Source organism: Mycobacterium sp. NGS34 (assembly GCF_059812845.1).
Genome location: NZ_JCALDM010000003.1, coordinates 1 through 24736, shown reverse-complemented (window position 1 = coordinate 24736; position 24736 = coordinate 1). Strand labels below are relative to the sequence as shown.

The following is a 24736-nucleotide window of genomic DNA, read 5'->3' as shown; positions in this document are numbered from 1 at the left end:
GGCGCGCGCCCTTGATCGCCGAGATCGACGTTAGCGTGTGCCGCACTCGCACTTCTTCGCGCTGGCGCCGATCTCGGCGAAGACGTGCAGGCGTCCTACCCGCCCGCCGGCACCAGCCGCAGCGAGATCGAGTTGATGCAGTACCGCTGATCCGTCGGCGTCGGATACCCCTCGCCGGCGAACACGTGGCCCAGATGGCTGTGGCAGTTCGCGCACAGCACCTCGGTGCGCGTCGTCCCCATCGAATGGTCGGGCCGCAGGATCACCGCGTCGGAGTTCGCCGGGTCGAAGAACGACGGCCAGCCGCAATGCGACTCGAATTTCTCTGTGCTGCGGAACAATTCGGCGCCGCAGGCCCGGCACTGGTAGATGCCTTCGGTCTTGGTGTCGGTGTACTCACCGGTGAACGGCCGCTCGGTGCCGGCGCGGCGCAGCACCTCGAACTCCTGCGGGTTCAGCTTTTTGCGCCACTCGTCGTCGGACAGTTGCACCTTCGGGCTCGTCATGCCTCCACGCTAGCGCGCTCGCGGTCAACAGACAGCCACGCCGGATCGATGCCCTCGTCCAGCCGGTTCTCGGCCTTGGCGTCCAGGTAACGGAAGTAGAGCACCGTGAACACCACTATCAGCAGCAGCGACCAGCCGTAGGTGATCTTGAGGTAGTGCAGCGCGCGACCGTAGCGCATGTGTTGGTAGATCAGCCAGTCGTCCAGCGCCAGGAAGCCGTAGACACCCAGCCAGGCGGGCCAGTTTCGGATCAGCGAGTTCTGCAGCACCACCGTCATCAGGAACGGGAACAGCATCATCGAGTAGTAGCCCTGGGCCAGCGGCAGCACCAGCCACGAACACAGCAGCAGCACACCCGACGAGTTGGTGTACCAGAACAGCGGGTCCCGGGTCCGGTAGTAGCGGTACAGCAGCCACAGCGCGCCGATCGCGAGCACGACGAACAGGAGCCGCAGGAACACGATCAGCCAGGTGGGCAGCCCGAAGTACACGCCGTTGCCCTCGATCGAGCTGTTGAAGTAGTCCCGCACGCCCCCGATGTAGGGCAGCGTGCGAGTGACGAAGTCCATCGGGTCGCTGACCAACGGCCACGCGGCCGCGTTGATGACGAGCGGGACGACGATCGCGGGCACCAGCGCCCGCCACTGGCGGTTCAGCAGCGGCAGCAACAGCAGCGGCGCGAGCACGGGTTTGAGCGTCAGCGTCAGGCCGATCGCGGCACCCGCCCACCACTGATGGCCCACCCGGCCGTCCAGCAGCCACCGCAGGAACAGCACCTCGGCCAGCAGCACGCAGCCGTTGATGTTGGTGAACACCAGCGTGCTGGTCACGGATTCCGTGCAGAACATCGCGAGCAGCAGCGCGGGGGCGGCCACCGAGGACAGCGTGAATTTGAACAACCGCAGCAGCAGGTACCAGGCGAGCAGGATCGCGACGGTGTTGATCAGGATGAACAGATACCGCGACGGCGTGAAGGACAGGTAGCCGAAGGGCGCCATCAACAGCGTGCCGCCGGGCGGATACAGGTAGTGCGGGTCGACGTAGTCGAAGTGCTCGTTGTAGATGTCCCAGCCGCGCCGGAAGTTCAGCACCGCCCGATAGACCGGCTTGAAGTCGTCGGTGATGTTGCCGTTGAGCGTGAGCACGATGCTGCGGTGCAGCACCGACATGATGGCCAAGGGCCACAACACGGACCGCACGATCGTCGCGGTGTTCGGTGCGCCCGTACGGGGACGAAACGCGGCCAGCAGGCCGGTTCGGGTCGAGTCAGCTGCCGTCACGAACCGCAAAGTATCAGGCGGGACAGTAGGTGTCGGTCCCGGGCAGTTTGCCGCTGTTGAGATAGCCGATCAGCGGCGGGACCGCGCAGGGCGAATAGATGCTGGCGCCGTGGCCGATGCCCTGCCACATCACCCGCTTGCTGGCCGCGTTGGCGTTGATGATCATCGCCGCGGTCGCGGCGGCGCCCTCGTTGCCGACGATCGGGTCGTTCTGCACGCCCGCCAGCAGGACGTCGATCTTGAGATCCTTGGGCGGCGCGGGCGGCGGAATGGTGGGCCAGTGCACGCATTTCACCAAGCCGAGCGCGGCGACGGTGCCGAATTGGGGATAGAGCTTCGCCCACGCCACCACCAGCTCGCGCACCCGGTCCGGGGTCGGCCGGTTGATCGCATCGCTGCACGAGTTGACGAACTGGCCGTCGGAGTCGGTGAGCGCGTACGAGTGGCCGATCAGGTTGTTCAGTTGGTTGGCGTCCCCGGAGCGGGCTGCCGCCAGCGCGTTGGCCAGGGCCTGCGTGGCGCCGACGCGTCCGCCGGCGGGGAAGCCCAGCGCGACGGTGATGGCGTTGACCACGGCGGACACGGGGACGCCCCCGGGGCCCTTGCCCGCGCGGGCGTCGGCCAGCATCGCGCTGACGGCGCCCTTGGGGTCCGGGCCCAGCGCGCAGTTGACGGCGACGCACTGGGCGGCGAACGCGTCGAGCGCGGCCTGCTGGCCCTTGACCTGTTGCTCGGCGGCGGCTTCGGCGTTGACGCCCAACGCAACTGGGGAGTCCAGGATCAGCCTTGCGACCCGGTCGGGCCGCGACGCGGCGTAGGCCAGCGCGACCTGCGCGCCGTTGCCGATCCCGACCAGCGCGACGGCGGGCACGTCCCACAGGCTGCGCAGGCGCTCGATGTCGGAGGCGGCGTGCGAGTTGTCGTAGGCCGAGGAGCCCGGGGCGATGGCGTCGGTGCAGTTGGTGGTCGCGGTGTTGGAGATGTCGGACAGGTTGGCGACCGGGTCGTCGCCGGTCTGGAACTGCGCCTGGTCGCGCATCGCCTGGCGGTCGAGCTGGTCGCGGCAGTCGATCGGGCTCGACATGCCCATGCCGCGCCGGTCGACGGCGACGATCGGGTGGGTCTGCAGCACGTCGGCGCCGCCCCGGGCGAGCCAGGCCGGCAATTGCGTCGACGACGGCAGGTCCGAGCCCGTGGTGAAGACCAGGGGACCGGCGTCGTGCGGCGTCTTGGAAGAGCGCGCGCGGACCACGCCGATGCTGAGCGTCCCGGACCCGCCGTTGACGGGGTCGAGGTCGGCGTCGTAGGTCGCGCAGTCCAGCTGCACGTCCGGCGCCGCGGGCACGGCCGCGTCGCCGAACACCTTCGCCGTGCAGTCGCGCCACGACAGGTCGTTCTTGGGCGCGGCGATCGGCGGCGGGCCCGCCGCCGGGGGTTTCGTGGTGGCCGCGCCCTGCGGCCGGGCGCCGGAATTGGTGGCGAAGCGCGGGTCGGCGCCCAGGCCGGGGACGCAGCCGGCGACGAGCGCGGCCACCGCCACCAGGATCGTGGCGGACGCGATCTGCCGACTCATGCCGACCACAGTAGCTAGCCCCGGACGTAGCGGGCGTAAAGGTAGCCGGCGTCGTCGGCGAGGAGGTGGGCGCGGCGCATGTGGGTCAGCACCTGGCCGGGGCCCGTCGCGATGCGCCGGGCCAGACCGCCGACCAGGTAGGGCGCGATGGTCAGGCACAGCTCGTCGAGCAGTCCGCGGTCGACGAACGCGCCGAGCAGCATCGGGCCGCCCTCGGTCAGCACGCGGCGCATGCCGCGCGCCGCCAGGCCCGCCAGCAGGGCGGCCTCGTCGACCTCCCCGGGATCGCCGCCGGAGCAGTCGAGGACCTCGCACAGGTCGCCGAGCCGCCGGCTGGTCTCGGCGGCCGCCGCGGTGCAGGTGAGCACCAGCGGCGGCACCTCGGTGCGGGTGAACACGGCCATGTCGCGGTCGAGGCGGCCCGACTTGGTGACGATCGCCAGCTGCGGGACCTCGCTTTGCCCGCGGGCCTGCCGCCCCTGGCGCTGCGCGACGGCCAGGTGCGCACCGGAATAGCCCTCGACGCGCACCGTGCCGGCGCCGACCACGATCACGTCGGCCAGCTCGCGCAGCAGGTTGAAGATGTGCCGGTCGCCCGGCCCGCCCATGGTGCCGCTGCTGCCGTCGGCGGTGGCGCCGCCGTCCACGCTGGTGATGAAATTCGCCCGCACGCACGTGCCGTCGCCCTCCGGATACCCGTAGAGCCGGGCGAGTCCGGCGTCGTCGATCTCCCGCGCCGACCCGAGCAGCGTCAGCGGGGTCTCTGGCATGAGCTTGATTGCAGCACGCCGTTACAGTTCCTGCATGCACGGGGGCCGCGTGGGGCATCTGGTGGATCGGCATCCGACCGCGTCGCCCGAGCGGCTGATCGCCCAATTGCGGCCGCCGCCAACGTTCGCCGACGTGAGCTTCGCGACGTATCGCCCGGACCCGGCCGAACCGAGCCAGGCCGCCGCCGTCGCCGCCTGCCAGGACTTCTGCCGCCAAGCCGTGGAGCGCCGGGCCGGCCGCCGAAAACTGTTGGGCAAGCGGGCCGTGTCACCCGGCGTCGGGCTGTATCTCGACGGCGGCTTCGGCGTGGGCAAGACGCACCTGCTCGCCTCGGCCTACTACCACCTGCCGGGACACGGGCCCGAACCGCCAACTCCCAAGGCGTTCGCCACCTTTGGCGAGCTCACCCAGCTCGCGGGGGTGTTCGGTTTCGTCGAATGCATCGAGATGCTGGCCGGTTACACCGCCGTGTGCATCGACGAGTTCGAGCTCGACGACCCCGGCAACACCACCCTGATCTCGCGGCTGCTCTCGTCGTTGGTGGAGCGGGGGGTGTCGATCGCCGCCACCTCCAACACGCTGCCCGAGCAGCTCGGCGAGGGCCGCTTCGCCGCCCAGGACTTCCTGCGCGAAATCAACACGCTGGCAAGCATTTTCACCACGGTACGGATCGAGGGACCGGACTACCGGCACCGCGGCCTGCCCCCGGCGCCGCCGCCGCCGTCGGACGACGAGGTTACCGCGCGCGCCGCGGCGGTCGACGGGGCGACGCTGGACGACTTCGACGCGCTGTGCGCGCATCTGGCCACCATGCACCCGTCGCGGTACCTGACGCTGATCGAGGGCGTGACGGCGGTCTTCCTGACCGGCGTGCACCGCATCGACGACCAGAACGTCGCGCTGAGGCTGGTGTCGCTGACCGACCGGCTCTACGACGCCGGCATCCCGGTGCTCGCGTCCGGCGCGAGGCTGGACACTGTCTTCGGCGAGGAGATGCTGGCCGGCGGCTATCGAAAGAAGTACCTGCGGGCTACGTCGCGGCTGGTGGCGCTGAGCCAAGCTCGCGAACCATGACGTAGTCGTTCTCGAGGCGCGCGCCCACCCGAAACGTCCTGGTGCCGGTGACCTCGAAGCCGTGCTTGGCATAAAAGCGTTGCGCGCGTTGGTTTGCCTGGTTGACGCCCAGCCACACGCGGCGCACGCCCCACGTCTGCGCGGTGGCAACGGCGAGGTCCATCAGCGCCGCCGCCGCCCCGGTGCCGTGGTGTTCGGCCAGCACGTAGATCTTCGACAGCTCGGCGGCGTCGGCACCGTCGCGAATGACCATGGCGTAGCCCAGGATTCGGCCGTAGCGCGCGGCGGTGAGGATCGCGCGGTCCGGATCGGTCAGGTATTCCGCGAAGCGCTCCGCCGACAGGTTGGTGTCGACGAACGACGCGATGTCTTCGGGAGCCGTCGAGGGCGGGCAGGCCAGCGGAAAGGTTTGTGCGGCAACGGCAGCCAGGTCCGCAGCGTCGACACTACCCGTCGCGAGCGTCAGAGATTCCACTGCGCGAGGTGATAGCCCGTCTTCTTGTCCAGCAGGACGACGGTCGAGACCGGGTCGCGGTAGGCGTCCCAATACACCGCGCCCCGCACGATCGCACCGTTCGGCGCGTTGACGAGCACGTTGTCCAGCGCGTCGGGCGCATCGGATGCCCGCGGCTTGTAGGCGTCGGCGAACGGGGTCACGCCGTCGAAGCTGAACTCGGTCGCCATGATGAACGGATTGGGCACCTGGACCGCGCGGACCGTTACGTCGGCGCGGTCGACGGTGCTGCCCGGGAAGCTCTTGATCGGAACGCCCTCGCGGGTGTAGCCGAATCCCGGCGGCGGGTCGCACGGGGCCACGCTGGTGACCGTGATGTCGGCGATGTACTTGCCGGTGTCGACCCGCAGGGTGTCACCGATGTGACCGATCGGCGCATCGGACGCCCACGCCCGCGGCGCCGAGACGCCCGCGGCCGCGACGATCAACACGGACAGGGCGATCAGCCAGCGATGCATCCTCGCATGATCGCACAGGGGCTATGGCGAATGGGAGGGGTCGGTTCCGGCGCTCAGCGACTCCAGCGCGTCGACCAGATCCGCCTCCACGCGGTCCTTGTCGACGCCGCACCGGTGCAGCGGCCCCGCGCCGTCCTCCAGTTCGAGCAGTGCCAGCAACAGGTGTTCGGTGCCGATGTAGTTGTGGCCCAACCGAAGCGCCTCGCGGAAGGTCAGCTCCAGCGCCTTGCGCGCCGGGCCGCTGAACGGGATGAGCTCGGGGGGTTCGCTGGCCGCCGGGGGCAGGCTGACGGCGGCCCGGATCGTGTCGGCCTCCACCCGCTGCCGTTTCAGGAGCACGGTCGCCAGGGCGGCCGGGTCGGTGAGCAGGCCGAGCAGCAGGTGGTCGGGCGTGATTTCGGCGTTGCCGGCCTCGTGCGCGGCGTTCTGGGCCGCCACCACCGCGCTGCGGGCCCGCGGCGTGAACCGCCCGAAGCCCTGCTCGGGGTCCAGGGTGGTGGGCTCGGCGCGCGGCACGAACCGCTTCTGGGCGGCCTGCTTGGTGACGCCCATGCTCTTGCCGATGTCGGTCCAGGACGCTCCGGAGCGGCGGGCCTGGTCGACGAAGTGCCCGATCAGGTGGTCGGCGACCTCGCCCAGGTGCTCGGCGGCCAGGACGGCGTCGGCGAGCTGGTCCAGCACGTCCGGGTGCACCCGTTTGATGGCGTTGATCAGCTCGTCGAGGCGGACGGGGTAGGCGATCGGGGTCGGTTCGGACATGCCGTCAACAGTAGGTTGACGGCCCCACGCTGTCAACCGCAGGTTGACGCAGGCAATTCGCGATTTGGGGTGCGGCCGCCGATTCACTCTGGCACGATCAGGGCCGTGAAATCGCTGCTCCTGACGTTGATGAGCCTTGCCGCGCTGGTCGGCATGGCGGGGCCCGCGCGGGCGGACAGCACCGACGACGCGTTCCTCGTCTCGCTGCGCGCGGTCGGCATCACCTTCCCCGACCCGGGGCCGGCGATCGGGGCCGGAAGGTGGGTGTGCGACGCGATGGGCAAGGGGACGCAGATGGCGGACGTCATCAAGACGGTCCAGGCCCAGAACCCCGGGCTGCACGGGGACAACGCGGCCCGGTTCAGCGCGATCGCGGCCAACGTGTACTGCCCGCAAACGCTGGCGGCCAGCGGCGGCAAGGTCAGCGGCGGCTAGCGTCACTGGATTTTTACAAACACGCCGGCCAACGGCCGGTTAACGAAACCTGTCCTCAACATTTCGCGCATACGCTGCTGCCGACAAACGGCCCAGGTTGGGGATGGATTTGGACTTCGTTCAGGCGCGGATGATCGACCCGCTGAGCAATGCCCTGAGTTGTCACGTCCTGGTTTACCTGCTCATCGGTGTCGGCATCTATTTCACGGTGCGCACCCGATTCATTCAGATCCGGTACTTCGGGCGCATGTTTCGCCAGCTACGCAGGTCCCACCGCCAAGACGGTGGGATCTCGTCTTTTCAGGCCTTCTGCGTCGGCCTCGCGTCCCGGGTGGGCACCGGAAACATCGCCGGTGTCGCGATCGCGCTCACGGTGGGCGGGCCGGGCGCCATCTTCTGGATGTGGGTGGTGGCCGGGGTCGGCATGGCCACGGCGCTGATCGAGGCCACCCTCGCCCAGGTCTTCAAGGTCCGCTCGGACGACGGCGCGTTCCGGGGCGGCCCCGCGTTCTACATCCAGCGCGGCCTGCGCTCCCGGACGGGCGGCGTCTTCTTCGCCGTGCTGCTCGTGGTCACCTTCTCGACCGCGTTCAACATGGTGGAGACCAACGCGATCAGCGGCGTGCTGAAGTCGTCGCACGGCGTCGGCATCGGTTGGACGACAACGGGTCTGGCCGTGGTGGCGGCGGCGGTGCTGTTCGGCGGGGTGCGCAGCGTCGCCAAGTTCGCGGAATGGGTCATCCCGGCCGCCGCGCTGACGTACGCGTCGCTGGCGCTGGCGATCGTGGCCTTCAACATCTCCGCGCTGCCGTCCGTCCTCGAGGAGATCGTCGGCGGCGCATTCGGAATCAGGCAGCTGGCGGGCGGTTTCGCCGGCGGCATCGCGACGGCCATGCTGACCGGGGTCAAGCGCGGCCTGTTCGCCTGCGAGGCGGGGATGGGCAGTTCGCCCAACATCGCGGGCGCCGCGACGGTGTCGCATCCGGTGGAGCAGGGCCTGATTCAGTCGCTCGCCGTTTTCGTCGACACCATGGTGATCTGCACGGCAACCGCGTTCATCGTGCTCATGGCGGGTCCCGGCGTTTACGACCCGGCCCACACCGGCGCCATCGCGGGCGCCAGCCTGACGCAGTCGGCGATCGCCGCCGGCCTCGGATCGTGGACCACCGTCGTGATGACCGCCGTTGTATGCGTGTTCGGATTCGCCTCGGTGCTCAGCAATTACGTGTGCGCCGAGGCCAACCTGTTCTTCCTGGGCGGCCGGCACCTGGCAACCAACGCGCTGAAAGTCGTGACGCTGGGGGCGATCGTGTTCGGGGCGATGGCTCAGCTCAAGCTGGTGTGGGCGTTGGCCGACCTGACGATGGCGCTGATGGCCATCGCCAACCTGATCGCGATCTGCCTGCTGAGCAAGTGGGCGTTCGCGACGGTGCGGGACTTCCACCGCCAATCCATGCGCGGCGCCGATCCCGTCTTCATCGCCAGTGCGGCCGGGCTGCCCGGCGTTCTGGCCGGCGACATCTGGGAACTCCCGGAGCGCCGGCAGGTCGGTGCTCTGCCCGAGTCGTTGCGGCTGAGCCGGCCGGCGGCGTAGCGCCTGCCGGTTCGGCCTCAATTGTCACGATCTGTACCGAGTTACGCGCGCTCCGCGGTGCGCAGGGCATTGGCTCGATACAGTCAGGCCGTCTGACCTGCCAGCTGGGCTGAATACGAAGGGTTTTAGCACTCCCCAGGCGGCTTCCAAGACTCCTAGCGCGCCCGCAGACACCTAAGCCAAAGGATCGCCGTGAGCCGATTTACCGAGACGATGTACGAAAACGCCCGGTCGAGCCGCAAGGGGATGGTGACCGGTGAGCCGCACGCGCCCGCCCGGCATACCTGGGCAGAAGTGCACGAGCGGGCTCGCCGCGTGGCGGGTGGGCTGGCCACGGCGGGCATCGGGCCCGGCGACGCCGTCGCCGTGCTGGCGGGCGCACCGGTCGAGATCGCGCCCACCGCGCAGGGCATTTGGATGCGCGGCGCCAGCGTGACCATGTTGCATCAGCCCACCCCGCGCACCGACCTGGCGCGTTGGGCCGAGGAGACGACCGGCGTCATCGACATGATGTCGGCGAAAGCCGTTGTCATCTCGGAGCCGTTCATGGCCGCCGCGCCGGTGCTGTCGGGTCTCGGTATGACGGTGCTCACCGGCGAGACGCTGTTCGCGAACGCCCCCGTCGGTCCCGTCGACACCTGCGACGACGACGTGGCGCTGCTGCAGCTGACATCGGGTTCGACGGGATCGCCCAAGGCGGTTCAGATCACGCACGCCAACATCGTCGCCAATGCGGAAGCCATGATGGTCGGCTGCAACTTCGACCTCGATACCGACGTGATCGTGAGCTGGCTGCCATGCTTCCACGACATGGGCATGACGGGCTATCTGACGGTGCCGATGTACGTCGGCGCCGAGCTGGTGAAGGTCACGCCGATGGACTTCCTGCGCGATACGTTGTTGTGGCCCAAGCTGATTGATAAATACAAGGGCACCATGACCGCCGCGCCCAACTTCGCGTACAACCTGTTGGCCAAGCGGCTGCGCAGACAGGCCACACCCGGGGACTTCGACCTGTCCTCGCTGCGGTGGGCGCTTTCGGGCGCCGAACAGGTGGACCCGCTCGACGTCGAGGACCTCTGCGAGGCCGGGGCGCCGTTCGGGTTGAAACCCGAGGCGATCATCCCCGCCTACGGCATGGCCGAGACGACGGTCGCGGTGTCGTTCTCCGCGTGCGGCGGGGGCATGCTCGTCGACGAGGTGGACGCCGACCTGCTGGCCATCCTGCACCGCGCCATCCCCGCGAGCAGGGGACATACCCGCCGGCTCGTCTCACTTGGCCGGCCGCTGGAGGGGCTGGAGCTGCGGATTCTCGACGAGGAAGGGAGCGTGCTGCCGCCGCGCGGCGTGGGCGTCATCGAGGTACGCGGTGAACCGGTGACCAATGGCTACACCACGGTGGCCGGCTTCATCCCCGCGCAGGATGAGCGAGGCTGGTATGACACCGGCGACCTGGGCTATCTCACCGAGGACGGCAATGTCGTGGTGTGTGGGCGGCTCAAGGACGTGATCATCATGGCTGGTCGCAACATCTACCCGACCGACATCGAGCGCGCCGCCTGCCGGGTGGTCGGGGTGCGGCCGGGCTGTTCGGTCGCGGTGCGCCTCGACGCCGGGCAATCGCGGGAAACGTTCGCGGTGGCGGTGGAATCCAAGGAGTACGACGACCTGGCGCAGGTGCGCCGCATCGAGCGCCTGGTGGCGCACCAGGTGTTCGCCGAAGTCGATGTCCGCCCCCGAAACGTGGTGGTGCTGGCGCCCGGGATGATCCCGAAAACCCCATCGGGCAAACTGCGGCGCGCCCACGCGCTGGGCCTCGTCAGCTGAATCGGCGCACACGACAACGCAGGGCGTAAGGTCAGGAGATCGGGACCACCAGGGCCCCCACGATCAAGGGGCGGCCATGTCCGACAAATCTCCTCGGCAAACCATGACCAAGAAGTCCGGAAAATCTCTGAAAGAAAAGCGCGCCGCCAAGCACGCCAAGGCAGCGGCCCGTGTCTCGTCCACCGAGGCCTTGCTCCACGATAAGAAGCGCTGACCCGCAACGGCTTTCGCAACGACGAGGCCCGCCTTCAGCGGATCGACACCAGCTGGCCGATCGAGTCCCTGGGCAGGTCACCGTCGACGACCGCGGTCACCACCAATTTGTCCAGTGTGATCGCGCCGTTGTGGTTGTCGAGGAAGGCGATGTCGGCGGCGTCGCGTCCGGTGGCGATGCGCACGAGGCTTTGCCTCGGCGCCAAGAGAGTACCGTCGACCACCCGCCAGTGTCCCTCGACGAACGCCTCGGCTACCGCATGAAAGTCCATCGGGTACAAGCCGGGTGCGTACACCGAAACAACGCGGGCCGGCACCTTGACGGCCCGTAACAGCGCCACCACGAGATGCGCGAAGTCTCGACATACGCCGGCACCGGAGAGCAAGGTATCCACCGCGCCGTCGATGGGGTCACTTGAGCCAGGTACATAGTTCAGCCGGCTGCCGACCCAAAGGGAAACCTTCTCCAAAAGAGTCGTCGAATCGATATAACTGCCGAATTCGGTTGCGGCGAAACCGAAGAACTTGTCGCACTCGGCGTAGCGGCTCGGACGCAGGTACATCGACAGGTCGTACTCGGTCACCGATGCCGGGTCGGTTTGTCCCACGATCGTCGCGGCATAGTCGACCTTGAGGTTACCCACCGGAACGTCAAGCTTGTGGATGCGGTTACCGTGCACACCGCTGATCTCCAACGGCCGCAGAGGCTTTCCGTCCAAGACAAATGACATCGACTCGGAAATCTCGGTGTTGGGATGCGGTGCAACGGCGATCTGGAACTCCAAGGTCGTCGGCGCGGTGATCTCGACCTCGAGTTCAGCGGCGACCTCTCGTCTCATCTGTCCCTCCTGTCGCCGCCTGACGGTCAAGCCTCGGTTGCGGCCGGCAGGGCGCGACGCCGCGTCCCGGTTAAGCCATCAGGACTGTGGCGTCTTGGTCGCGGAGTCGCTCTTGGGGCGGTCGGAGAAGGTGGGAAGTTGCACCGGTTCCGAGTCGCGAGGGGTGTCAGACGCGACCTCGGGCTCGTAGCGATGTGAAAACAAGTCGGACGAATTCATGTGTGCGGGGTCCTCAAATTGGTTCGTGCGATCGCTTCGTGAGCAGCTCATCTACGCAACAATGTCTACGGTGGCAGCGCCAAAACGATCGGCTTACCCACCAATCTACACGTGAGCCCCAGGTAAGACGTCTCGACGAGCGACCGGGGGCGTTGATCAACTCCAGAAACGGCGCCTCTTGATCCTCTTCCGGTCGCCTTCCACGTCGCTCCACTCGCCGCGGGCATAGCTGTGTGCGTCCTTGGCGCCGACCCGGAAGACGTCGAGCGTGCCGTTGTTGTGCTTGACGTACACGTCACCGAACCGCATGTACTTGTCGCTCCCCCCGCCGGGCAGCGTCACCGTGACCGTCACGCCCGAAAGCTCCGGACACGTCGGTGAAATGCCGGTCGGTAAGCCGCGACCGGCGGCGCTTGGCCGCCGTCGCTGATCCCGAGCATGTCGCCGACCGTCGAGGCGTTGTCGGGCGCCGCCGCCGTCATCATCGCCTTGTGCGCAACGTCTGGATCAGTGCTGGGAGAAACCACCATCAACAGGATCTTCTCGCGGCCCAGGCCGCACACTTCGAGGGTGTTGGCCGGCTGGTGCCTGAACCCGTCCAGCCGGACCGATCGTCCGCCGGTTGCGAGCCGCGCCGGCGCCTTCGCCCATGCGGAGAGGTCGTAGATAACCCGCTCAACGGAGCCCAGTCGCACCGACAGCACCGCCAACAGATCAGGCAGCTCGCTCGGCAGGTCATCGGTGTGCGGCCACCATGCCCCGTCGACATGCCCGGTCGGACGCGCCTTCGGCTTCATACGTAGCCGCGGTGTGTTCTCCGGTCCTGCGCGGTGGCCGCCGGAAACCGGGCGGCCTTCGTGTCGTGTCATAGCGACGATCCCGTCTTGGCGGCGAACCGGCCAATTTAGCCGAATCGGCGACGGCGCGATCTCAAATGGTCGCGCGCGACATGCCACCGACCCTATGCACCTCGCATCCCGAAGGGGTGCAAGGCCTCGTCAAAGGTGTTGTGTACCAACGGATGTACGGCAGACTGATAGTCGACGATGCGCGTTCCCATTGGCCCGCTTGACTGGCCGCTTCTCCAGAAATGCCGCCAATATCAAACCCTTTGAACACTGGGTCCGAACGGTCCCAGTGTGTTGATCGTACGCCTCCGACGTGCTGGGACGGGCGGGGCGCCGGCAGGCGGGCGCGGCAAATAGGCTGAGGGACCATGCACGTCGATCCTGGACCGCTGACGTGGTCCGCCCTGGCCCAGACCTGGCACGTGGACCTGGCCTCGGCGGTGGTGATCGTGCTGGTGGCCGCCACGTACGCCTGGTATTACCGCCGCGCGCGATCTGTCCGACCCGCGGAGGCCGGCTGCCTCGGGGCCGGCGTGGCGTTCTGGGCGCTGGCGACGATGAGCGCGATCGGCTCGTACGCCTACGCCCTGTTCTGGATGCGGGCGCTGCAAGTGCTGCTGTTGCTGTACGTCGTGCCCTTCTTCATCGCGCAGGCCAAGCCGGTCACGGTGCTGCGCGACGCGCTCGGTGCGGCCGGGCGCGACCGCCTCGACCGGCTGCTGGCGACGCGGTTCGCGCGGGTGCTCGCGCACCCGCTGACCACATCGCTGGCGATGCTGGGCACACCCTGGCTGCTCTACCTCACGCCCTGGTATACCGCGTCCCTGGAGAACGAATGGGTTGGCGCGCTCACGCGAATCCTGTTGGTAGCGATTGGTTTTGGCTATTTCTACGCCCGCCTGCAGGCGGACCCGGTTCCGCGCAGGTATTCCCAGGCGATCTCGTTGCTGATCACCGTCGTCGAGGCCCTCGGCGACGGGGTGCTCGGGTTGGTCGTCTGGCAGGGCTCGTTGATCGGCGCGGCGTACTACGCGGAACTGCACCGATCCTGGGGCCCCGATCAGCGCCTCGATCAGACGATCGGCGCCGGCGTCCTGTGGATCCTCGGGGACCTGGTCGGCTGGCCGTTCGTGCTGCTGCTGATGCGTGCGCTGTCCCGGGACGAGAAGGCGCACGCGGTCGCCGTGGACGCGGAGCTGGACGCGGCCGAAGCGACAGAGACCGAAAGCGCCGCGCCGTCGGGATTGTGGTGGGAAAACGATCCCCAACTGCGCGAGCGATTCGGGCGCGGCTAGGTTGGCCGGGAATGCGGGAACGGCGCGAGTCTGGCACGATGGCGGCGTCATGAGACTGCTGTGGGGGATAGCAACCGTGGTCGCCGTGCTCGGCCTGGCCGCGCCGGCGTATGCCGACCCCGACCCCGCCACCGATGCGGCCGCCGCGAGCGATCCCGCCACCGACGCGGACTTCCTGTCCGCGCTCAAATTCGCCGGGATCTCCTACCAGGACCCGAAAGCCGCGATATCGGCCGCCAAGACGCTGTGCCAGTTGGAGGACACCGGCGCGACCGAGGACGAAATCATCGGAAACCTTCAGCAGCGCAATGGGTTTGCCGGCAACGGCGCCGCCAAGTTCACGGTGATCGCCGTCGGCGCCTACTGCCCCAAGTACATCACCGGCGAGGGCCGGGGCCCCAAGCCCGAGGGTGCGGTCGGCGATTAGCCCGGGTTCCATTGCGCGAACCGGCTTGGCATCCGCTATGTTGCGCGGGAGATCGGCAACACCGTGAGGAGCCAATGGGAATGAAGGTATCGATGGTGGCGGCCGGCCTGGCCGCGAGCGCATTGGTGGTTGGCGTCGCGGCGACCGGCTGTGGCGACAAAAAGTCGTCCGCCCCGTCGTCAGCCACGTCGTCAACCACGTCGTCAACCACGTCGACCTCGGCCGTGGCGACATCGAGCAGCCCGACCGCCCTGCCCTCCGACTACAGCAACATGCTGATCAAGCCGACCGACATCGTGGTGCCGGGCGACACCTTCAGCCTGTCTCAGACCTTGCCCGTGCCCAACCCGGGGGGAACCGAGGGCGTGTTCATGAACCAGGCCGGCACCCGCAAGGTCGACGACACGATCTATGTCTATCCCGACGCCGCCGCCGCCTCGCAGGCGCTCGACCAGAGCGCCAAGGGCATTCAGGAGCTGAGCGTGAAGGCGGCTCCGGCGCCGGCCGACGTGGGAACGGGCGGCCAGATCGCGGTGGGCCCGTCGCCGGACGGCGCCAAGTCGAAGGCGATCGTGATGTTCACCGAAGGCAAAGTCTTCGCGGTCCTCGAGTTCGAGAGCGGGCCCAACGATCCGCTGCAATCGGACTTCGTTCTCGACCTCGCCAAGAAGCAGGATGCCGCGATCAAGAGTGGAATGCCCGACTGCTGCAGGCCTTCGTGAGAACAGGTTTGGCCGCGCTCGGTGCGGCCGGCCTGCTCGGTTGGGGCGCCGCGCGGGCGACGGTCGCACGGATAGCGCGCAACCCGGATCCGTACCCGCGCGAACGGCTTCTCGCCGAGCCGGACGGGGAGCCCGTCCGGATCACCAGGCCCGACGGGACGGTGCTGCACGCGCTGGTCGCGGGGCAGGGGCCGCCGGTGATCCTCGTCCACGGCTACACCGCGCGGGTCCTCGAGTGGAATTTCGTGTGGGATGAACTGCAGGACAGAGGATTTCGCGTCATCGCGTTCGACCAGCGCGGCCACGGGCGCTCCACGCTCGGCTCCGACGGCATCGGATCGGAGCCCATGGCGGCCGACCTCGCCGCGGTCCTGCAGCACTTCGACGTGCGCGACGGCGTGCTCGTCGGGCACTCGATGGGCGGATTCGTCACCATCCGCGCCGTGCTCGACCACGCCGACGTGGCGCCGCGGCTGCGCGGGCTGGTGCTGTTCGCGACCTGGGCGGGCCGCATCCTGGAGGGAGCGCCGCAGAACCGGCTGCAGATCCCGCTGCTGCAATACGGCATCCTGCAGCGGCTGATGCGCAACGACACCGTCGCGACGCTGTTCGGCGCCGCGCAGTGCGGGGCGCGCCCGTCGCCGACGATGGTCTCGGTGTTCATCGACTTCTTCAACCAGCACCTGGACGAACACGGGCCGCTGCTGCCGATCGTGCGGGCCTTCTCGCAGGAGGATCGCTACCCGCGGCTGGGCGAGATCGCGGTACCGACCGCGGTGATGGTCGGCTCCGCGGACCGCACGACGCCGACGAGTCACTCGCGCCGGCTCGCCGAGGGCATTCCCGGCGCGCGGCTCGTCACCGTGCCCGACGCGGGACACCTGCTGAACTGGGAAGCGCCCGACGAACTGATCAAGGTCGTCGAATCGTTTCCCGCGCAACGCATTTAGGCGGCCCGCGCGATCCAGCTGAAGCTGTGCATCTCGGGGATCCGCGGCGTCAGCGCCGCGGCCACGCTGCGGCCGATCCGATCGGCCTGGGCGAGTGGGGTTTTCGGGTCGAGGAAGCCTTCCACCTCGACCCGTAGGGTGCGCCCCGTCCAGCGGGCCCGGGCGTGGGCGTGCATGACGCCCGGCACCGTGGCGGCCGCGGTCTCGGCCGTCGCGATGATTTCGGGGTCGACGCCGTCGAGCAGCCGGTGCGCGATGTCGGCGGTCACCTCCCAGCCGACGTGGCAGATGAATGCCGTGACGACGATCCCGGCGACCGCGTCCGCCCAGCCCCAGCCGAGCGCCACGCCGATGAGGCCCAGCATCGCGCCGGCCGAGGACAGCGCGTCGAGCCAGGAATGCTTGGCGTCGGCCACCATGGTCGCCGAGCGGATGCGCCGGCCCACCACCAGCTTGTAGCGGGCCACCAGCTGATTGCCCGCGATGCCCACCGCCGCGGCGGCGATGCCCCAGCCCAGGTGTCCGGTCCCGCCGTGGCGGAGCAGCTTCGTGACGCTTTCGAAGCCGGCGACCGCGGCGCTGCCCCAAATCACCAGGGCCACACCGATGCCGGCGAGGTCCTCGGCGCGTTCGTAGCCGTAGGGGTAGCGCTCGGTGGGCAGTTTGCGGGACGCCCGGAAACCGATGAACACCAACGCGCTGGTCGAAACGTCCGACAGGTTGTGCAGCGCGTCGCCGAGCAGCGCCACCGACCCGGACACCAGCGCGATGGCCAGTTCGACGAGGCCGGTCAGCGCCAATCCGACCGCGCTGACGGCGACGGCGCGGTTGGCCTGGCGGCGCTCGCCCGCGTCGTCGGCCAGGATCTCGAGAGGAAAGCTCGCCGCCGGGTCGCGGACTCCGTTGATCACGTGCATACCGCCAAGGCTACGAGCCCGCTGCCTGCGGCGTGAGTTAGGTTCCGTCCGTGAAGGTCGTGGTGGTGGGCTACGGAAGCCGGGGCGATGTCGAGCCCTGCGTGGCGGCGGCCCGCGAGCTGCTGCGCCGGGGCCACGACGTTCGCATGGCGGTGCCGCCCGACAAGGTCGGCTTCGTCGAGTCGGCGGGGCTGACCGCGGCCGCCTACGGACCGGACACCCGGGAGCGGATGGACTCGGCCGCGAATTTCGTCCGCCGCGTCGACAACCCGTTCGCCGCGCTGCCCGAGGTTATGGAGCAACTCACGCGGGTGTGGGCAGAGAAAACCGCCACGCTGACGTCGCTCGCGACGGACGCCGACCTGCTGGTGGCCGGCTTCAACGAGCAGGAGCTGGCCGCCACCGTCGCGGAGCATCGCGGCATTCCGCTGGCCGCGCTGCATCTCTTCCCGACGCGGGTGTTCTCCACCGGGGTGCTGTATTCGAACATGGTGAAGGACATCGCGGCGGCCCAGCGCCGCGAGTTCGGGTTGCCGGAGGGGACCGCACCGACGTCGCTGGAGATCCAGGCCTACGACGAGCTCTGCCTGCCCGGCCCGGCCGCAGACTGGGTGGAACCGGACGGCCGGCGGCCCTTCGTCGGCGCGCTGACGCTCGAGTTGCCGGCTTCGGCCGACGACGAGGTGCTGGCGTGGATCGCGGCCGGGACGCCGCCGATCTGCTTCGGCCTGGGCAGCACGCCGGTCTCGGCCCCGGCGGAGCTGGTCGCCATGATCGGCGCGGCCTGCGCGCAGCTGGGGGAGCGGGCGCTGATTTGCAGCGGGCCCAACGACTTTGCCGATTTGCCCCGCTCCGATCACGTCAAGATCGTGGACGCGGTGAGCCATGCGGAAGTGCTGCCGGCGTGCCGCGCCGTCGTGCACCATGGCGGCGCCGGTGTCACGGCGGCGGGCCTGCGGGCGGGGATCCCGGCGGTGGTGTTGTGGCTCTGGCTCGACCAGCCGCTGTGGGCGGCCGGCGTCGAACGACTGAAAGTCGGTGCCGCGCGTCAGCTTTCGATGACGAACCAGGAAACGCTGGTCGCCGACCTGCGGTCCGTTCTCGCCCCGGACTACGCCGCGCGCGCCCGTGACGTCGCCGCCCGGATGACCGCGTCGGCCGAAAGCGTCGCCCGCGCCGCCGATCTGTTGGAAAGCGCCGCCTCGAGTTGCGCCTAGCCGCCGCGTATCCCACGCTGGACAAATGGGGGTGAAGCTGGCCTTGGTAACCGGACTGATGGCGGCGCTTCTCGCGCCGGCCGCCGCGCCCGGGGTGGTGCCGCTGGGCTGCGGGGTCACGTGGACGCGGACGGGCGGCGTGTACATCTTTTTGCCCGACTGTCCGCAGCAGCCGCGGCCGTCGCAGCCCCCGCCGTCTGACCCGCCGTCGCCGCCACCACCTCCGTAGACTTCCGCGCGTGGCATATGACGTTCACATCCGAACCGCCGACGGCGGTGTCCAATATCCCAACGCATTCGGCTACGACATCAAAGACGGAATCCTGATGGTCGAGGTCGGCGACGACGCCGACCACGCCGACAAGATCTACTTCTCCCCGGGCTACTGGCAGCAATACGTGGTCGACCCGTACGGCGACGACCCCCTTGACCTGGAGCTCGATCTCTTCGTGGACGACGACGAGGACTACGAGGACGACGACGCCGACGAAGACCACGACGACGAGGGCGACGAATAAGCCGTTTCGTCCGAGTGACCCCGCCTCGTGACGTCGGTCACGATCGGGCAGCCCTGCCGACGCCCCGGTGTTGCACGGGACGGTTGTCGCATCAGACGGCGACCCGAATCGGAACGAGGCGGACATGCGGCACATCACGAGCACGATCACTGGACACCACGGCAACCGCGACCTGGAGGCCGCCGCTTTCTGGGTGTTCAGCGGCATCATTCTCCTGATCGCCTTCGGCGACGCCGTCGCCGTATTGGTTGCCGCGGTCGCGATATTGGCCGCGGTCGCGTGGATCTACCGGAAAATCGAGCGCCGCTTCGAGCGACACGACGCGCCTTCGGCTGCGGTTACTCAGCTTCACTCGGAGTGGTTCGGCCGAAACGACGCGCATGAGGCTGACGAGCGAGCGCTGCCGCATCACCCGCACGCGGCGTAGATAATCGCCCGAAAAGCCGACTATTCGCCTGCACATAATCTGATTTTTCCCGGCCTTCTCTATTCTTCTACGGCCCCCTCAACGCCGAGGAGAAAGAGAGCGCATCGAAATGTCCTCACTTCGCTGGCTGGCCACGCTGGCCGTCCCTGTCATGACCGGCGCCGCGTTGGTTTCCGGCGCCGCGATCGCAAGCGCCGATCCCGTCGACGACGCTTACCTCACCCAGCTGCGCGCGGCCGGCTTCAGCTGGCCACCGGACCACGACGAGGCCCTCACCGCGATGGGGCGGCTCATCTGCGACGACCTCGGGTGGGGCTGGACCTACGACCAGATCACCCAAAACATCCACTCCACCTTGGACGCGAGAAACGTCACGTTCGGAGAAATCGGATCCATGGTGAGAATCGCGCACGCGACCTACTGCCCGCTGCAGCGATGCTGGGCCGCTCACTGCTGAGCGGTCGCTAGCTGACGCAAAACTGTCCCTTTTTCCGGCGTGGAATGAGGGTAAAGATGGGGTATATGCAACTCGCTCTAGTTCCGCAGTTGTCGCGGACTGAGAGGAGAAGCCGATGGCCCCAAATAGCCGCAGCGGTTTTGTTGGTTTGTGTGCCGCACCGTTCGCTGTCGCCCTGACTATTGCCCCAGCCGCATCCGCCGACGCGGCATCGTGGAACGGCAACTATGCGATCACGTTCATGGTGGGCCCGAAGTCCGGGACCAGCATGGCCGTCGGTGACCCCGAGGTGCAGCACACCGATACCTATGGGTTCCGTTCGAGCTGTTCGAGCGGAAAATGCGTCGCCACCATCGTCAGCGGCCCGCCGCCGAGCAACCCGACCGTTCCGCAGCCGGTCCAGTTCACGTGGGACGGGTCGTCTTGGACGCAGGTCAGCGATTTCCAGTGGGACTGCATGATGCCCGACACCAGCATCCAATGGAATCCGGCCCACTCCACCGTTCGCTACACGCCCCAACCCGATGGATCGCTCTCCGGCGTCATGCACACCGAGATCCTCAGTGGCGCATGCCAGGGCACCATTGACATGGACATGAAGGCCGAGCGGGCGTGAATTACGCTAAGCCATTGCACCGCAATTCAATTGGCTTAGCCCTTTGCGTCCGGTGTGCTCGGCGATACGATGCGAGAATGCGTTTCACCTTTTTCGCTGCGGCGGTCGGCATGGCCATTGCTCTGCTCGGGGCGTCGCCCGCGCACGCCGACATCAGCGGTTTCAATCGTTGCGTCGGCGGCATCAAGGAACTCCCGCTGAGTGAACCGGACCCACAGAATTTCCAGCGCGCCGGAGTTATCGAGCAGGACCTCAAATCTGGAGTTTCCCCCGACGCGGAGGCCCAGAAGGTAGCGCGGATGGGATTCGACCAGCAGACCGCCGCCGCGATTGTGCAGTGCGTCATCGAGGAGAATCCGTAGTCGCGACGCGCCTAAGAGCCAATCAGTCTGTCTTGTGCCAGGTTTGGCAGCTCCGCGTCAGGAATGCCTTGTCGGTTGGGGCGACCATCACCACCTGAGGACCGGTGCCGATGTCGCTGTCGATGATGTGGGTTGCACTGAGACTGCTCAGCCGCGCCCAATAGCAATCGGATCCTCCTTCGGGGCTGGGACCGGCCGAGCGATAGGTGCCCGCCACGATGTCGATGCCGACCCGATAGGTGCCGTCGGTTTCGATGACGGTCCTGGGGGCGAACGGCGGCGGTGGAGCGGTCACGGTGACCGTTTTCGTGATTTCCACCGCGGACGTCACCGTCGTTGCCGTCTTGCCCGACCCGCCGCAACCTGCGAGAACTATCGCCGCGCCCGCGATTGCCATTTTCCTACCCTGCATTGAAGGAGGGTAAGCAACTGATGCTTGGACTGCCACGGCGGGCCGTGGTGGTGTCAAGCTAAACGCGTGTGCGCCCGACGTTTCGCCGCAGCGGCCACCTTCGCCGCCGTAGCTGTGGCGGCGGCCGCTCCCGCGCGCGCCGCTCCCGGGATGAGCGGCCACTACCTCAAGACCACCACCGATCCCGGGGGCGGCCGCACATTTACCGAGAATTGGTACTTCACCCCATGCGGGGACGGGTGCGCCGACATGTCGAGCCCGGCCGCGGGCGTCAACGGCCGGGCGACGTTGGTGGACGGTCAGTGGACACTTGATACCACCGAGGACATCGTGTGCAAGGGCGGTGTCACGGAAGGAAACGCGGCGAGCGCCCACTACACGTGGGATCCCAACACCCTGGCCGGCACTGTCCAAGTCGACCAAAGGCAGCCCGTCTGCGACCACGCGCCGCAGTCATACTCCTTGAGCTTCCGACTCGCGAAGGCGCCCTGACTCTTATCCGTGGCGATTGTGGCGCGTGTCGCGCGTAGCCCGCTGTAACGTTGTTCATCGGCTCACGAGGGGTTTAGCGCGGTTTGTGGTTCACCAATGTGGATGAGCGCGGCACCGCCGCGCCGCTGGGGGCGCTGCGATGCAGCTCCGCTACATAAGCGTCCCGACGCTGATCGCCGCGGCCGGTGGCGACCCGTGGGCCATCAACCAAACCCTGCAGGTAGGCCAACCGTTGCAGATTTCCAATCTGGCCGAAGCCTTTCACGCCGCGGGTCGATGCACCGCCGAGGCCGACGCCACGTTCGAGCAAGCCCGGCGGCGGTTCGATGCCGCGTGGAACCATCAAGACGGCGACCACCCAATCAACGACTCCGCCGAAGTGCAACGGACGGTCAAAGCGCTTGGCGCACAGTCCTTGCAGCTACCCAAGATCGGGGCCGACCTGGAAAACATCGCCGCGACGCTAGCCGAGGCGCAAAAAGCCGCGGCTGGGCAGGTCGCCACCTTGGAAGCTCAGTTGCAGGAGCTCGATAACTTGATCGGCCAAGCCGTCGAGATGGAAAAAGACACCCACCTCAGCGCAGCCGACAGGGACGCGCTCAACGCCTTCATCAACTCTTGCGAAGGCGACGCGATCCGCGACACCAAGGCTGCCGTGGGCCAGCTCGAGGCGACCCGCAACGGCTACTCGGCGACCCTGCAGAACTCAATCGTCACCCTGCGCGCCGACGGCTACGACCCCGCCAACATCCAGGCCGTCGAGGGGCCGCAGTCCCCGGTGCCGGCGTTGCCGGATGACCCTCAGCAGTTCACTCAAGCCTGGAACGCGCTCACGCCGGAGCAGAAAGATGCTGAATTTCAACAGAATCCGTTCATCGGCAACCATCCTGGCATGCCGTGGGATCCGCCCGACCATCTCGGCAAGGACCACTACAACCGGCTGGAGCTGACATCCTTGGAGCAGCACACCCAAGCCGACGTCGACCGAATGCAGAACCGTGTCAACGACCTCCTCAACAAGCTCTACATGGGTGATCACAGCCAGGCGACCACCGACGAGCTCAACGCCCTCAGACCTCAACTGTTGGCGGCCCGGCACAGCCTGGACGGCTACAAGACGGTGCAGGCGACCCTGAACCGCAACGACGGAGTCAAGTGCTACCTTGGGCTCATCGATGACCAAGGCCACGCCGCGGTGGCCATCGGAAATCCCGACTACGCCAAACGAAACGCACTCTTTGTCCCCGGCACCGGCCAAGACATGCCCACCTTCGAGGGCAGCGACCTGAAGTCCCTGCGCATGTACAACGCCGCCATGGCCGCGGACCCCGACCTGAAACCGGGTGATGTCGCGGTCACCACCTGGATGGGCTACGACCGCCCGATGAATCTTTTCGAGGCCGCGTCCCCCGATCGGGCCCATGCCGGCGCCGCGGCTCTCGATTCGTTCGAAGGCGGGATGCGAGCCTCCCATGTGGGAGCGCCGTCGATCGACACCGTCATCGGCCATAGCTACGGCTCAACGGTGGTCGGCGCGGCCGCAACCGGCGGGCACCACCTCGACGCAAACAACGTCATCGGAGTCGGCAGTCCCGGCATGCTCGCGCACCACGCCAGTGACTTAAGTCTTGATCCCGGGGCCACCGTTTACGGCATGAGGGCACGCAACGACATCATCGAAGTGGTCACGGACCTCACCCTCGGACACGACCCCGCGGCCCAAGAGTTCGGCGGCGCACGTTTATTCGCGGCGCCCGGGCCCAGCAGCGACCCGCTCGGATTGACGCCCAGCGTCGAAGCTCACAGCAGCTATTGGAGCGAGGGAAACCCGGGACTTCTCAACATGGGCGCGGTGATCGCCGGCGTCCCGCCCCCGAACGTCATCCCCAACGACGGAGGACATTGAGCGACGATGATCCGCACCAGCCAACCACGCTTAGCCGTACTCGCCGTGGCGTGCGTGCTCGTCGCGTTCGTCATCGGCGCATGCGGTCACGACAAACCGCTCGGGCCGTCCACACCTACCGGCGCAACTCCACTGGGAGGACCAACCATGGAATCCAAGCCACCGCCCCCACCCGGATGGAAGCTGCAACCCGCGATCCCGGCAACCCAGCAGCAGGCACAGGACACGGTGATCGGATACCTGAAGAAGACCCTGCAGGCGCTGCCACCGGGAATAACGCTGGACGCCAGCCGGTACAGCAGCGGTGCCACCGTGGGCCCGTGCCAGGACGTGACTACCGGTCCATCCCCGATGGAGTTAGCAACAAACGGCGACATGACAGTTCCGCCGGGCACTGACTTCGACGCTCTCATCGCCAAGACGGGAGATATCTGGAAGAGCTGGGGCTGGTATGTCTACGAACGCGACGGCTTCTACAAGCCGAACCGCTTTGGCTACTCACCAGACGGCTACATCCTGCAAATCATGGCGCGATCCAAGCCCGGTTATCCCCCCAGCCTGCAAGCCATTTCGCCATGCTTCCCACCCGACATCCCCAATGACCGCAGCCCCTTTCCAACGATTCTCACCGCGTAGCCACGAGCCGAGCGGTGCCCTAAGCGCACAAGCGTGGGTCGGCCGTCGGGGCAGGAAAGTGTGACCCATACCTGAAGCTGGTAAGCGCTCGCGCCGAGATCAGTCGGGTTGGAAGCTTGCCGTCGCGGTGTGGCAGTGCGTGCGAACCCAGGTGGGAGAAAGGCCTAAAAATCGAGTACCCGCGTACTCAACGCATCCCCTAGACCCGTTGCTACGTTGCATGCACCTGACGGCGTGAGGGACCGGCGGGCTAGTGACAACAGGGGCTAGCTGCGAGGTGGACCGACATGGCGTTTGTGATCGCGCACCCGGAGATGATGACGGCGGCGGCAACGGATTTGGCAGCCATCGGCTCGAACGTCAGCGCGGCCCACGCGGCGGCCGCGACCCAGACAACGGGGGTGCTGGTCGCGGCTGAGGATGAGGTGTCGGCGGCCATCGCGGCGGTGTTCTCCGCGCACGGTGAAGGCTT

At 67.6% G+C, this 24736-nt stretch carries 32 protein-coding genes; 20 read left to right on the top strand and 12 right to left on the bottom strand.

The window, feature by feature from the left end; genetic code table 11:
• Positions 1-95: 95 nt before the first annotated feature.
• The 4 genes from msrB to AC5Y7V_RS08960 are packed head-to-tail and all read right to left on the bottom strand — an operon-like array spanning position 96 to position 4129.
• Positions 96-506 carry a peptide-methionine (R)-S-oxide reductase MsrB gene (gene msrB, locus AC5Y7V_RS08975; protein ID WP_499879702.1) on the bottom strand — a complete coding sequence of 137 codons (411 nt, stop codon included), beginning with the start codon at positions 504-506 and terminating at the stop codon, positions 96-98.
• Positions 503-1795, bottom strand: coding sequence for an arabinofuranan 3-O-arabinosyltransferase (gene aftC, locus AC5Y7V_RS08970; RefSeq protein ID WP_499879701.1), 1293 nt, complete (start codon positions 1793-1795; stop codon positions 503-505). Before aftC ends, msrB begins: the two co-directional genes overlap by 4 nt.
• 4 nt (positions 1796-1799) lie before the next feature.
• Positions 1800-3359: an alpha/beta fold hydrolase gene (locus tag AC5Y7V_RS08965; RefSeq protein WP_499879700.1), complete on the bottom strand. Its 1560-nt coding sequence runs from the start codon at positions 3357-3359 to the stop codon at positions 1800-1802.
• Positions 3360-3373: 14 nt separating this feature from the next.
• Positions 3374-4129, bottom strand: coding sequence for a pyrimidine reductase family protein (locus AC5Y7V_RS08960; protein ID WP_499879699.1), 756 nt, complete (start codon positions 4127-4129; stop codon positions 3374-3376).
• Between AC5Y7V_RS08960 and zapE the strand changes: the two genes are divergently transcribed.
• A complete protein-coding gene (gene zapE, locus AC5Y7V_RS08955; protein ID WP_499879698.1) occupies positions 4128-5204 on the top strand; it encodes a cell division protein ZapE in 1077 nt (358 codons plus the stop codon). The two genes, AC5Y7V_RS08960 and zapE, sit on opposite strands and share 2 nt — an antisense overlap.
• On the opposite strand, the gene AC5Y7V_RS08950 is transcribed toward zapE, so the two are convergent.
• From AC5Y7V_RS08950 to AC5Y7V_RS08940, 3 genes are read right to left on the bottom strand one after another with little or no spacing between them, the layout of a single operon-like run.
• A complete protein-coding gene (locus AC5Y7V_RS08950; protein ID WP_499879697.1) occupies positions 5161-5679 on the bottom strand; it encodes a GNAT family N-acetyltransferase in 519 nt (172 codons plus the stop codon). The two genes, zapE and AC5Y7V_RS08950, sit on opposite strands and share 44 nt — an antisense overlap.
• Positions 5667-6176, bottom strand: a complete 510-nt coding sequence (locus AC5Y7V_RS08945; RefSeq protein WP_499879696.1) for a hypothetical protein — start codon at positions 6174-6176, stop codon at positions 5667-5669. The genes AC5Y7V_RS08950 and AC5Y7V_RS08945 overlap by 13 nt, the downstream gene beginning before the upstream one ends.
• 21 nt (positions 6177-6197) lie before the next feature.
• The gene (locus AC5Y7V_RS08940) at positions 6198-6935 is read right to left on the bottom strand and encodes a Clp protease N-terminal domain-containing protein (RefSeq protein ID WP_499879695.1); all 738 of its coding nucleotides are present in this window, start codon (positions 6933-6935) and stop codon (positions 6198-6200) included.
• Between the two features lie 105 nt (positions 6936-7040).
• Between AC5Y7V_RS08940 and AC5Y7V_RS08935 the strand changes: the two genes are divergently transcribed.
• The 4 genes from AC5Y7V_RS08935 (at position 7041) to AC5Y7V_RS08920 (ending at position 11005) form a co-directional block, all read left to right on the top strand.
• Positions 7041-7370 carry a DUF732 domain-containing protein gene (locus tag AC5Y7V_RS08935; RefSeq protein WP_499879694.1) on the top strand — a complete coding sequence of 110 codons (330 nt, stop codon included), beginning with the start codon at positions 7041-7043 and terminating at the stop codon, positions 7368-7370.
• Positions 7371-7473: 103 nt separating this feature from the next.
• Positions 7474-8964, top strand: a complete 1491-nt coding sequence (locus AC5Y7V_RS08930) for an alanine/glycine:cation symporter family protein (protein WP_499879693.1) — start codon at positions 7474-7476, stop codon at positions 8962-8964.
• A 192-nt stretch (positions 8965-9156) separates the two neighbouring features.
• The gene (locus tag AC5Y7V_RS08925) at positions 9157-10791 is read left to right on the top strand and encodes a fatty acyl-AMP ligase (RefSeq protein WP_499879692.1); all 1635 of its coding nucleotides are present in this window, start codon (positions 9157-9159) and stop codon (positions 10789-10791) included.
• A 76-nt stretch (positions 10792-10867) separates the two neighbouring features.
• Positions 10868-11005 carry a hypothetical protein gene (locus AC5Y7V_RS08920; protein WP_180276279.1) on the top strand — a complete coding sequence of 46 codons (138 nt, stop codon included), beginning with the start codon at positions 10868-10870 and terminating at the stop codon, positions 11003-11005.
• Between the two features lie 34 nt (positions 11006-11039).
• On the opposite strand, the gene AC5Y7V_RS08915 is transcribed toward AC5Y7V_RS08920, so the two are convergent.
• The 3 genes from AC5Y7V_RS08915 to AC5Y7V_RS08905 form a co-directional block, all read right to left on the bottom strand.
• Positions 11040-11843, bottom strand: coding sequence for a transglutaminase-like domain-containing protein (locus AC5Y7V_RS08915; protein ID WP_499879691.1), 804 nt, complete (start codon positions 11841-11843; stop codon positions 11040-11042).
• Positions 11844-12218: 375 nt separating this feature from the next.
• Positions 12219-12416: a hypothetical protein gene (locus AC5Y7V_RS08910; RefSeq protein ID WP_499879690.1), complete on the bottom strand. Its 198-nt coding sequence runs from the start codon at positions 12414-12416 to the stop codon at positions 12219-12221.
• Positions 12413-12931 carry a DUF5994 family protein gene (locus AC5Y7V_RS08905; protein ID WP_499879689.1) on the bottom strand — a complete coding sequence of 173 codons (519 nt, stop codon included), beginning with the start codon at positions 12929-12931 and terminating at the stop codon, positions 12413-12415. Before AC5Y7V_RS08905 ends, AC5Y7V_RS08910 begins: the two co-directional genes overlap by 4 nt.
• 347 nt (positions 12932-13278) lie before the next feature.
• On the opposite strand from AC5Y7V_RS08905, the gene AC5Y7V_RS08900 reads away from it, so the two are divergent.
• From AC5Y7V_RS08900 to AC5Y7V_RS08885, 4 genes are all read left to right on the top strand, one after another.
• Positions 13279-14205 carry a cytochrome c oxidase assembly protein gene (locus AC5Y7V_RS08900; protein WP_499879688.1) on the top strand — a complete coding sequence of 309 codons (927 nt, stop codon included), beginning with the start codon at positions 13279-13281 and terminating at the stop codon, positions 14203-14205.
• Positions 14206-14254: 49 nt separating this feature from the next.
• Entirely contained in the window at positions 14255-14632 is a 378-nt protein-coding gene (locus AC5Y7V_RS08895) for a DUF732 domain-containing protein (protein WP_499879687.1), read from the top strand.
• A 95-nt stretch (positions 14633-14727) separates the two neighbouring features.
• On the top strand, positions 14728-15354 hold the full coding sequence (locus tag AC5Y7V_RS08890; RefSeq protein ID WP_499879686.1) for a hypothetical protein: 627 nt from the start codon (positions 14728-14730) through the stop codon (positions 15352-15354).
• On the top strand, positions 15351-16304 hold the full coding sequence (locus tag AC5Y7V_RS08885; protein WP_499879685.1) for an alpha/beta fold hydrolase: 954 nt from the start codon (positions 15351-15353) through the stop codon (positions 16302-16304). The genes AC5Y7V_RS08890 and AC5Y7V_RS08885 overlap by 4 nt, the downstream gene beginning before the upstream one ends.
• Here AC5Y7V_RS08885 and AC5Y7V_RS08880 read toward each other — a convergent pair.
• The gene (locus AC5Y7V_RS08880; RefSeq protein ID WP_499879684.1) at positions 16301-17221 is read right to left on the bottom strand and encodes a cation diffusion facilitator family transporter; all 921 of its coding nucleotides are present in this window, start codon (positions 17219-17221) and stop codon (positions 16301-16303) included. The two genes, AC5Y7V_RS08885 and AC5Y7V_RS08880, sit on opposite strands and share 4 nt — an antisense overlap.
• 50 nt (positions 17222-17271) lie before the next feature.
• Between AC5Y7V_RS08880 and AC5Y7V_RS08875 the strand changes: the two genes are divergently transcribed.
• The 7 genes from AC5Y7V_RS08875 (at position 17272) to AC5Y7V_RS08845 (ending at position 20818) form a co-directional block, all read left to right on the top strand.
• Positions 17272-18438 (top strand): glycosyltransferase, encoded by a 1167-nt coding sequence (locus tag AC5Y7V_RS08875; protein ID WP_499879683.1) that lies wholly within the window; start codon positions 17272-17274, stop codon positions 18436-18438.
• A gap of 25 nt (positions 18439-18463) precedes the next feature.
• On the top strand, positions 18464-18667 hold the full coding sequence (locus tag AC5Y7V_RS08870; protein ID WP_499879682.1) for a hypothetical protein: 204 nt from the start codon (positions 18464-18466) through the stop codon (positions 18665-18667).
• A 10-nt stretch (positions 18668-18677) separates the two neighbouring features.
• Positions 18678-18956: a hypothetical protein gene (locus AC5Y7V_RS08865; protein ID WP_499879681.1), complete on the top strand. Its 279-nt coding sequence runs from the start codon at positions 18678-18680 to the stop codon at positions 18954-18956.
• A 124-nt stretch (positions 18957-19080) separates the two neighbouring features.
• Positions 19081-19383 carry a hypothetical protein gene (locus tag AC5Y7V_RS08860; RefSeq protein WP_499879680.1) on the top strand — a complete coding sequence of 101 codons (303 nt, stop codon included), beginning with the start codon at positions 19081-19083 and terminating at the stop codon, positions 19381-19383.
• 109 nt (positions 19384-19492) lie between these two features.
• The gene (locus tag AC5Y7V_RS08855) at positions 19493-19840 is read left to right on the top strand and encodes a DUF732 domain-containing protein (protein ID WP_499879679.1); all 348 of its coding nucleotides are present in this window, start codon (positions 19493-19495) and stop codon (positions 19838-19840) included.
• A gap of 115 nt (positions 19841-19955) precedes the next feature.
• Positions 19956-20456 carry an Rv2253 family sensor-like surface protein gene (locus AC5Y7V_RS08850; RefSeq protein ID WP_499879678.1) on the top strand — a complete coding sequence of 167 codons (501 nt, stop codon included), beginning with the start codon at positions 19956-19958 and terminating at the stop codon, positions 20454-20456.
• A 77-nt stretch (positions 20457-20533) separates the two neighbouring features.
• Entirely contained in the window at positions 20534-20818 is a 285-nt protein-coding gene (locus AC5Y7V_RS08845; RefSeq protein WP_499879677.1) for a hypothetical protein, read from the top strand.
• A 22-nt stretch (positions 20819-20840) separates the two neighbouring features.
• On the opposite strand, the gene AC5Y7V_RS08840 is transcribed toward AC5Y7V_RS08845, so the two are convergent.
• Positions 20841-21215: an Rv1352/Rv1906c domain-containing protein gene (locus AC5Y7V_RS08840; RefSeq protein WP_499879676.1), complete on the bottom strand. Its 375-nt coding sequence runs from the start codon at positions 21213-21215 to the stop codon at positions 20841-20843.
• A gap of 81 nt (positions 21216-21296) precedes the next feature.
• Between AC5Y7V_RS08840 and AC5Y7V_RS08835 the strand changes: the two genes are divergently transcribed.
• From AC5Y7V_RS08835 to AC5Y7V_RS08820, 4 genes are all read left to right on the top strand, one after another.
• Positions 21297-21722 (top strand): hypothetical protein, encoded by a 426-nt coding sequence (locus AC5Y7V_RS08835; protein WP_499879675.1) that lies wholly within the window; start codon positions 21297-21299, stop codon positions 21720-21722.
• 139 nt (positions 21723-21861) lie between these two features.
• Complete coding sequence (locus AC5Y7V_RS08830) at positions 21862-23628, top strand: putative alpha/beta hydrolase (protein WP_499879674.1); 1767 nt, start codon at positions 21862-21864, stop codon at positions 23626-23628.
• Between the two features lie 6 nt (positions 23629-23634).
• On the top strand, positions 23635-24264 hold the full coding sequence (locus AC5Y7V_RS08825; RefSeq protein WP_499879673.1) for a hypothetical protein: 630 nt from the start codon (positions 23635-23637) through the stop codon (positions 24262-24264).
• 287 nt (positions 24265-24551) lie between these two features.
• The coding region (locus tag AC5Y7V_RS08820; protein ID WP_499879672.1) for a PE family protein at positions 24552-24736 on the top strand (185 nt) is incomplete at its 3' end.

Bases quoted from the DNA above. Each gene is read 5' to 3' on its own strand.
- AC5Y7V_RS08920 (WP_180276279.1), top strand. From the start codon at position 10,868: ATGTCCGACAAATCTCCTCGGCAAACCATGACCAAGAAGTCCGGAAAA.
- zapE (WP_499879698.1), top strand. From the start codon at position 4,128: ATGAGCTTGATTGCAGCACGCCGTTACAGTTCCTGCATGCACGGGGGC.
- AC5Y7V_RS08850 (WP_499879678.1), top strand. From the start codon at position 19,956: ATGGCCCCAAATAGCCGCAGCGGTTTTGTTGGTTTGTGTGCCGCACCG.
- AC5Y7V_RS08905 (WP_499879689.1), bottom strand. From the start codon at position 12,931: ATGACACGACACGAAGGCCGCCCGGTTTCCGGCGGCCACCGCGCAGGA.
- AC5Y7V_RS08945 (WP_499879696.1), bottom strand. From the start codon at position 6,176: ATGCATCGCTGGCTGATCGCCCTGTCCGTGTTGATCGTCGCGGCCGCG.
- AC5Y7V_RS08870 (WP_499879682.1), top strand. From the start codon at position 18,464: ATGGGGGTGAAGCTGGCCTTGGTAACCGGACTGATGGCGGCGCTTCTC.
- AC5Y7V_RS08845 (WP_499879677.1), top strand. From the start codon at position 20,534: ATGCGTTTCACCTTTTTCGCTGCGGCGGTCGGCATGGCCATTGCTCTG.
- AC5Y7V_RS08940 (WP_499879695.1), bottom strand. From the start codon at position 6,935: ATGTCCGAACCGACCCCGATCGCCTACCCCGTCCGCCTCGACGAGCTG.
- AC5Y7V_RS08960 (WP_499879699.1), bottom strand. From the start codon at position 4,129: ATGCCAGAGACCCCGCTGACGCTGCTCGGGTCGGCGCGGGAGATCGAC.
- AC5Y7V_RS08855 (WP_499879679.1), top strand. From the start codon at position 19,493: ATGTCCTCACTTCGCTGGCTGGCCACGCTGGCCGTCCCTGTCATGACC.
- AC5Y7V_RS08965 (WP_499879700.1), bottom strand. From the start codon at position 3,359: ATGAGTCGGCAGATCGCGTCCGCCACGATCCTGGTGGCGGTGGCCGCG.
- AC5Y7V_RS08825 (WP_499879673.1), top strand. From the start codon at position 23,635: ATGATCCGCACCAGCCAACCACGCTTAGCCGTACTCGCCGTGGCGTGC.
- AC5Y7V_RS08880 (WP_499879684.1), bottom strand. From the start codon at position 17,221: ATGCACGTGATCAACGGAGTCCGCGACCCGGCGGCGAGCTTTCCTCTC.
- AC5Y7V_RS08915 (WP_499879691.1), bottom strand. From the start codon at position 11,843: ATGAGACGAGAGGTCGCCGCTGAACTCGAGGTCGAGATCACCGCGCCG.
- AC5Y7V_RS08830 (WP_499879674.1), top strand. From the start codon at position 21,862: ATGCAGCTCCGCTACATAAGCGTCCCGACGCTGATCGCCGCGGCCGGT.
- AC5Y7V_RS08840 (WP_499879676.1), bottom strand. From the start codon at position 21,215: ATGGCAATCGCGGGCGCGGCGATAGTTCTCGCAGGTTGCGGCGGGTCG.
- AC5Y7V_RS08930 (WP_499879693.1), top strand. From the start codon at position 7,474: ATGGATTTGGACTTCGTTCAGGCGCGGATGATCGACCCGCTGAGCAAT.
- AC5Y7V_RS08860 (WP_499879680.1), top strand. From the start codon at position 19,081: ATGCGGCACATCACGAGCACGATCACTGGACACCACGGCAACCGCGAC.
- AC5Y7V_RS08900 (WP_499879688.1), top strand. From the start codon at position 13,279: ATGCACGTCGATCCTGGACCGCTGACGTGGTCCGCCCTGGCCCAGACC.
- msrB (WP_499879702.1), bottom strand. From the start codon at position 506: ATGACGAGCCCGAAGGTGCAACTGTCCGACGACGAGTGGCGCAAAAAG.
- AC5Y7V_RS08895 (WP_499879687.1), top strand. From the start codon at position 14,255: ATGAGACTGCTGTGGGGGATAGCAACCGTGGTCGCCGTGCTCGGCCTG.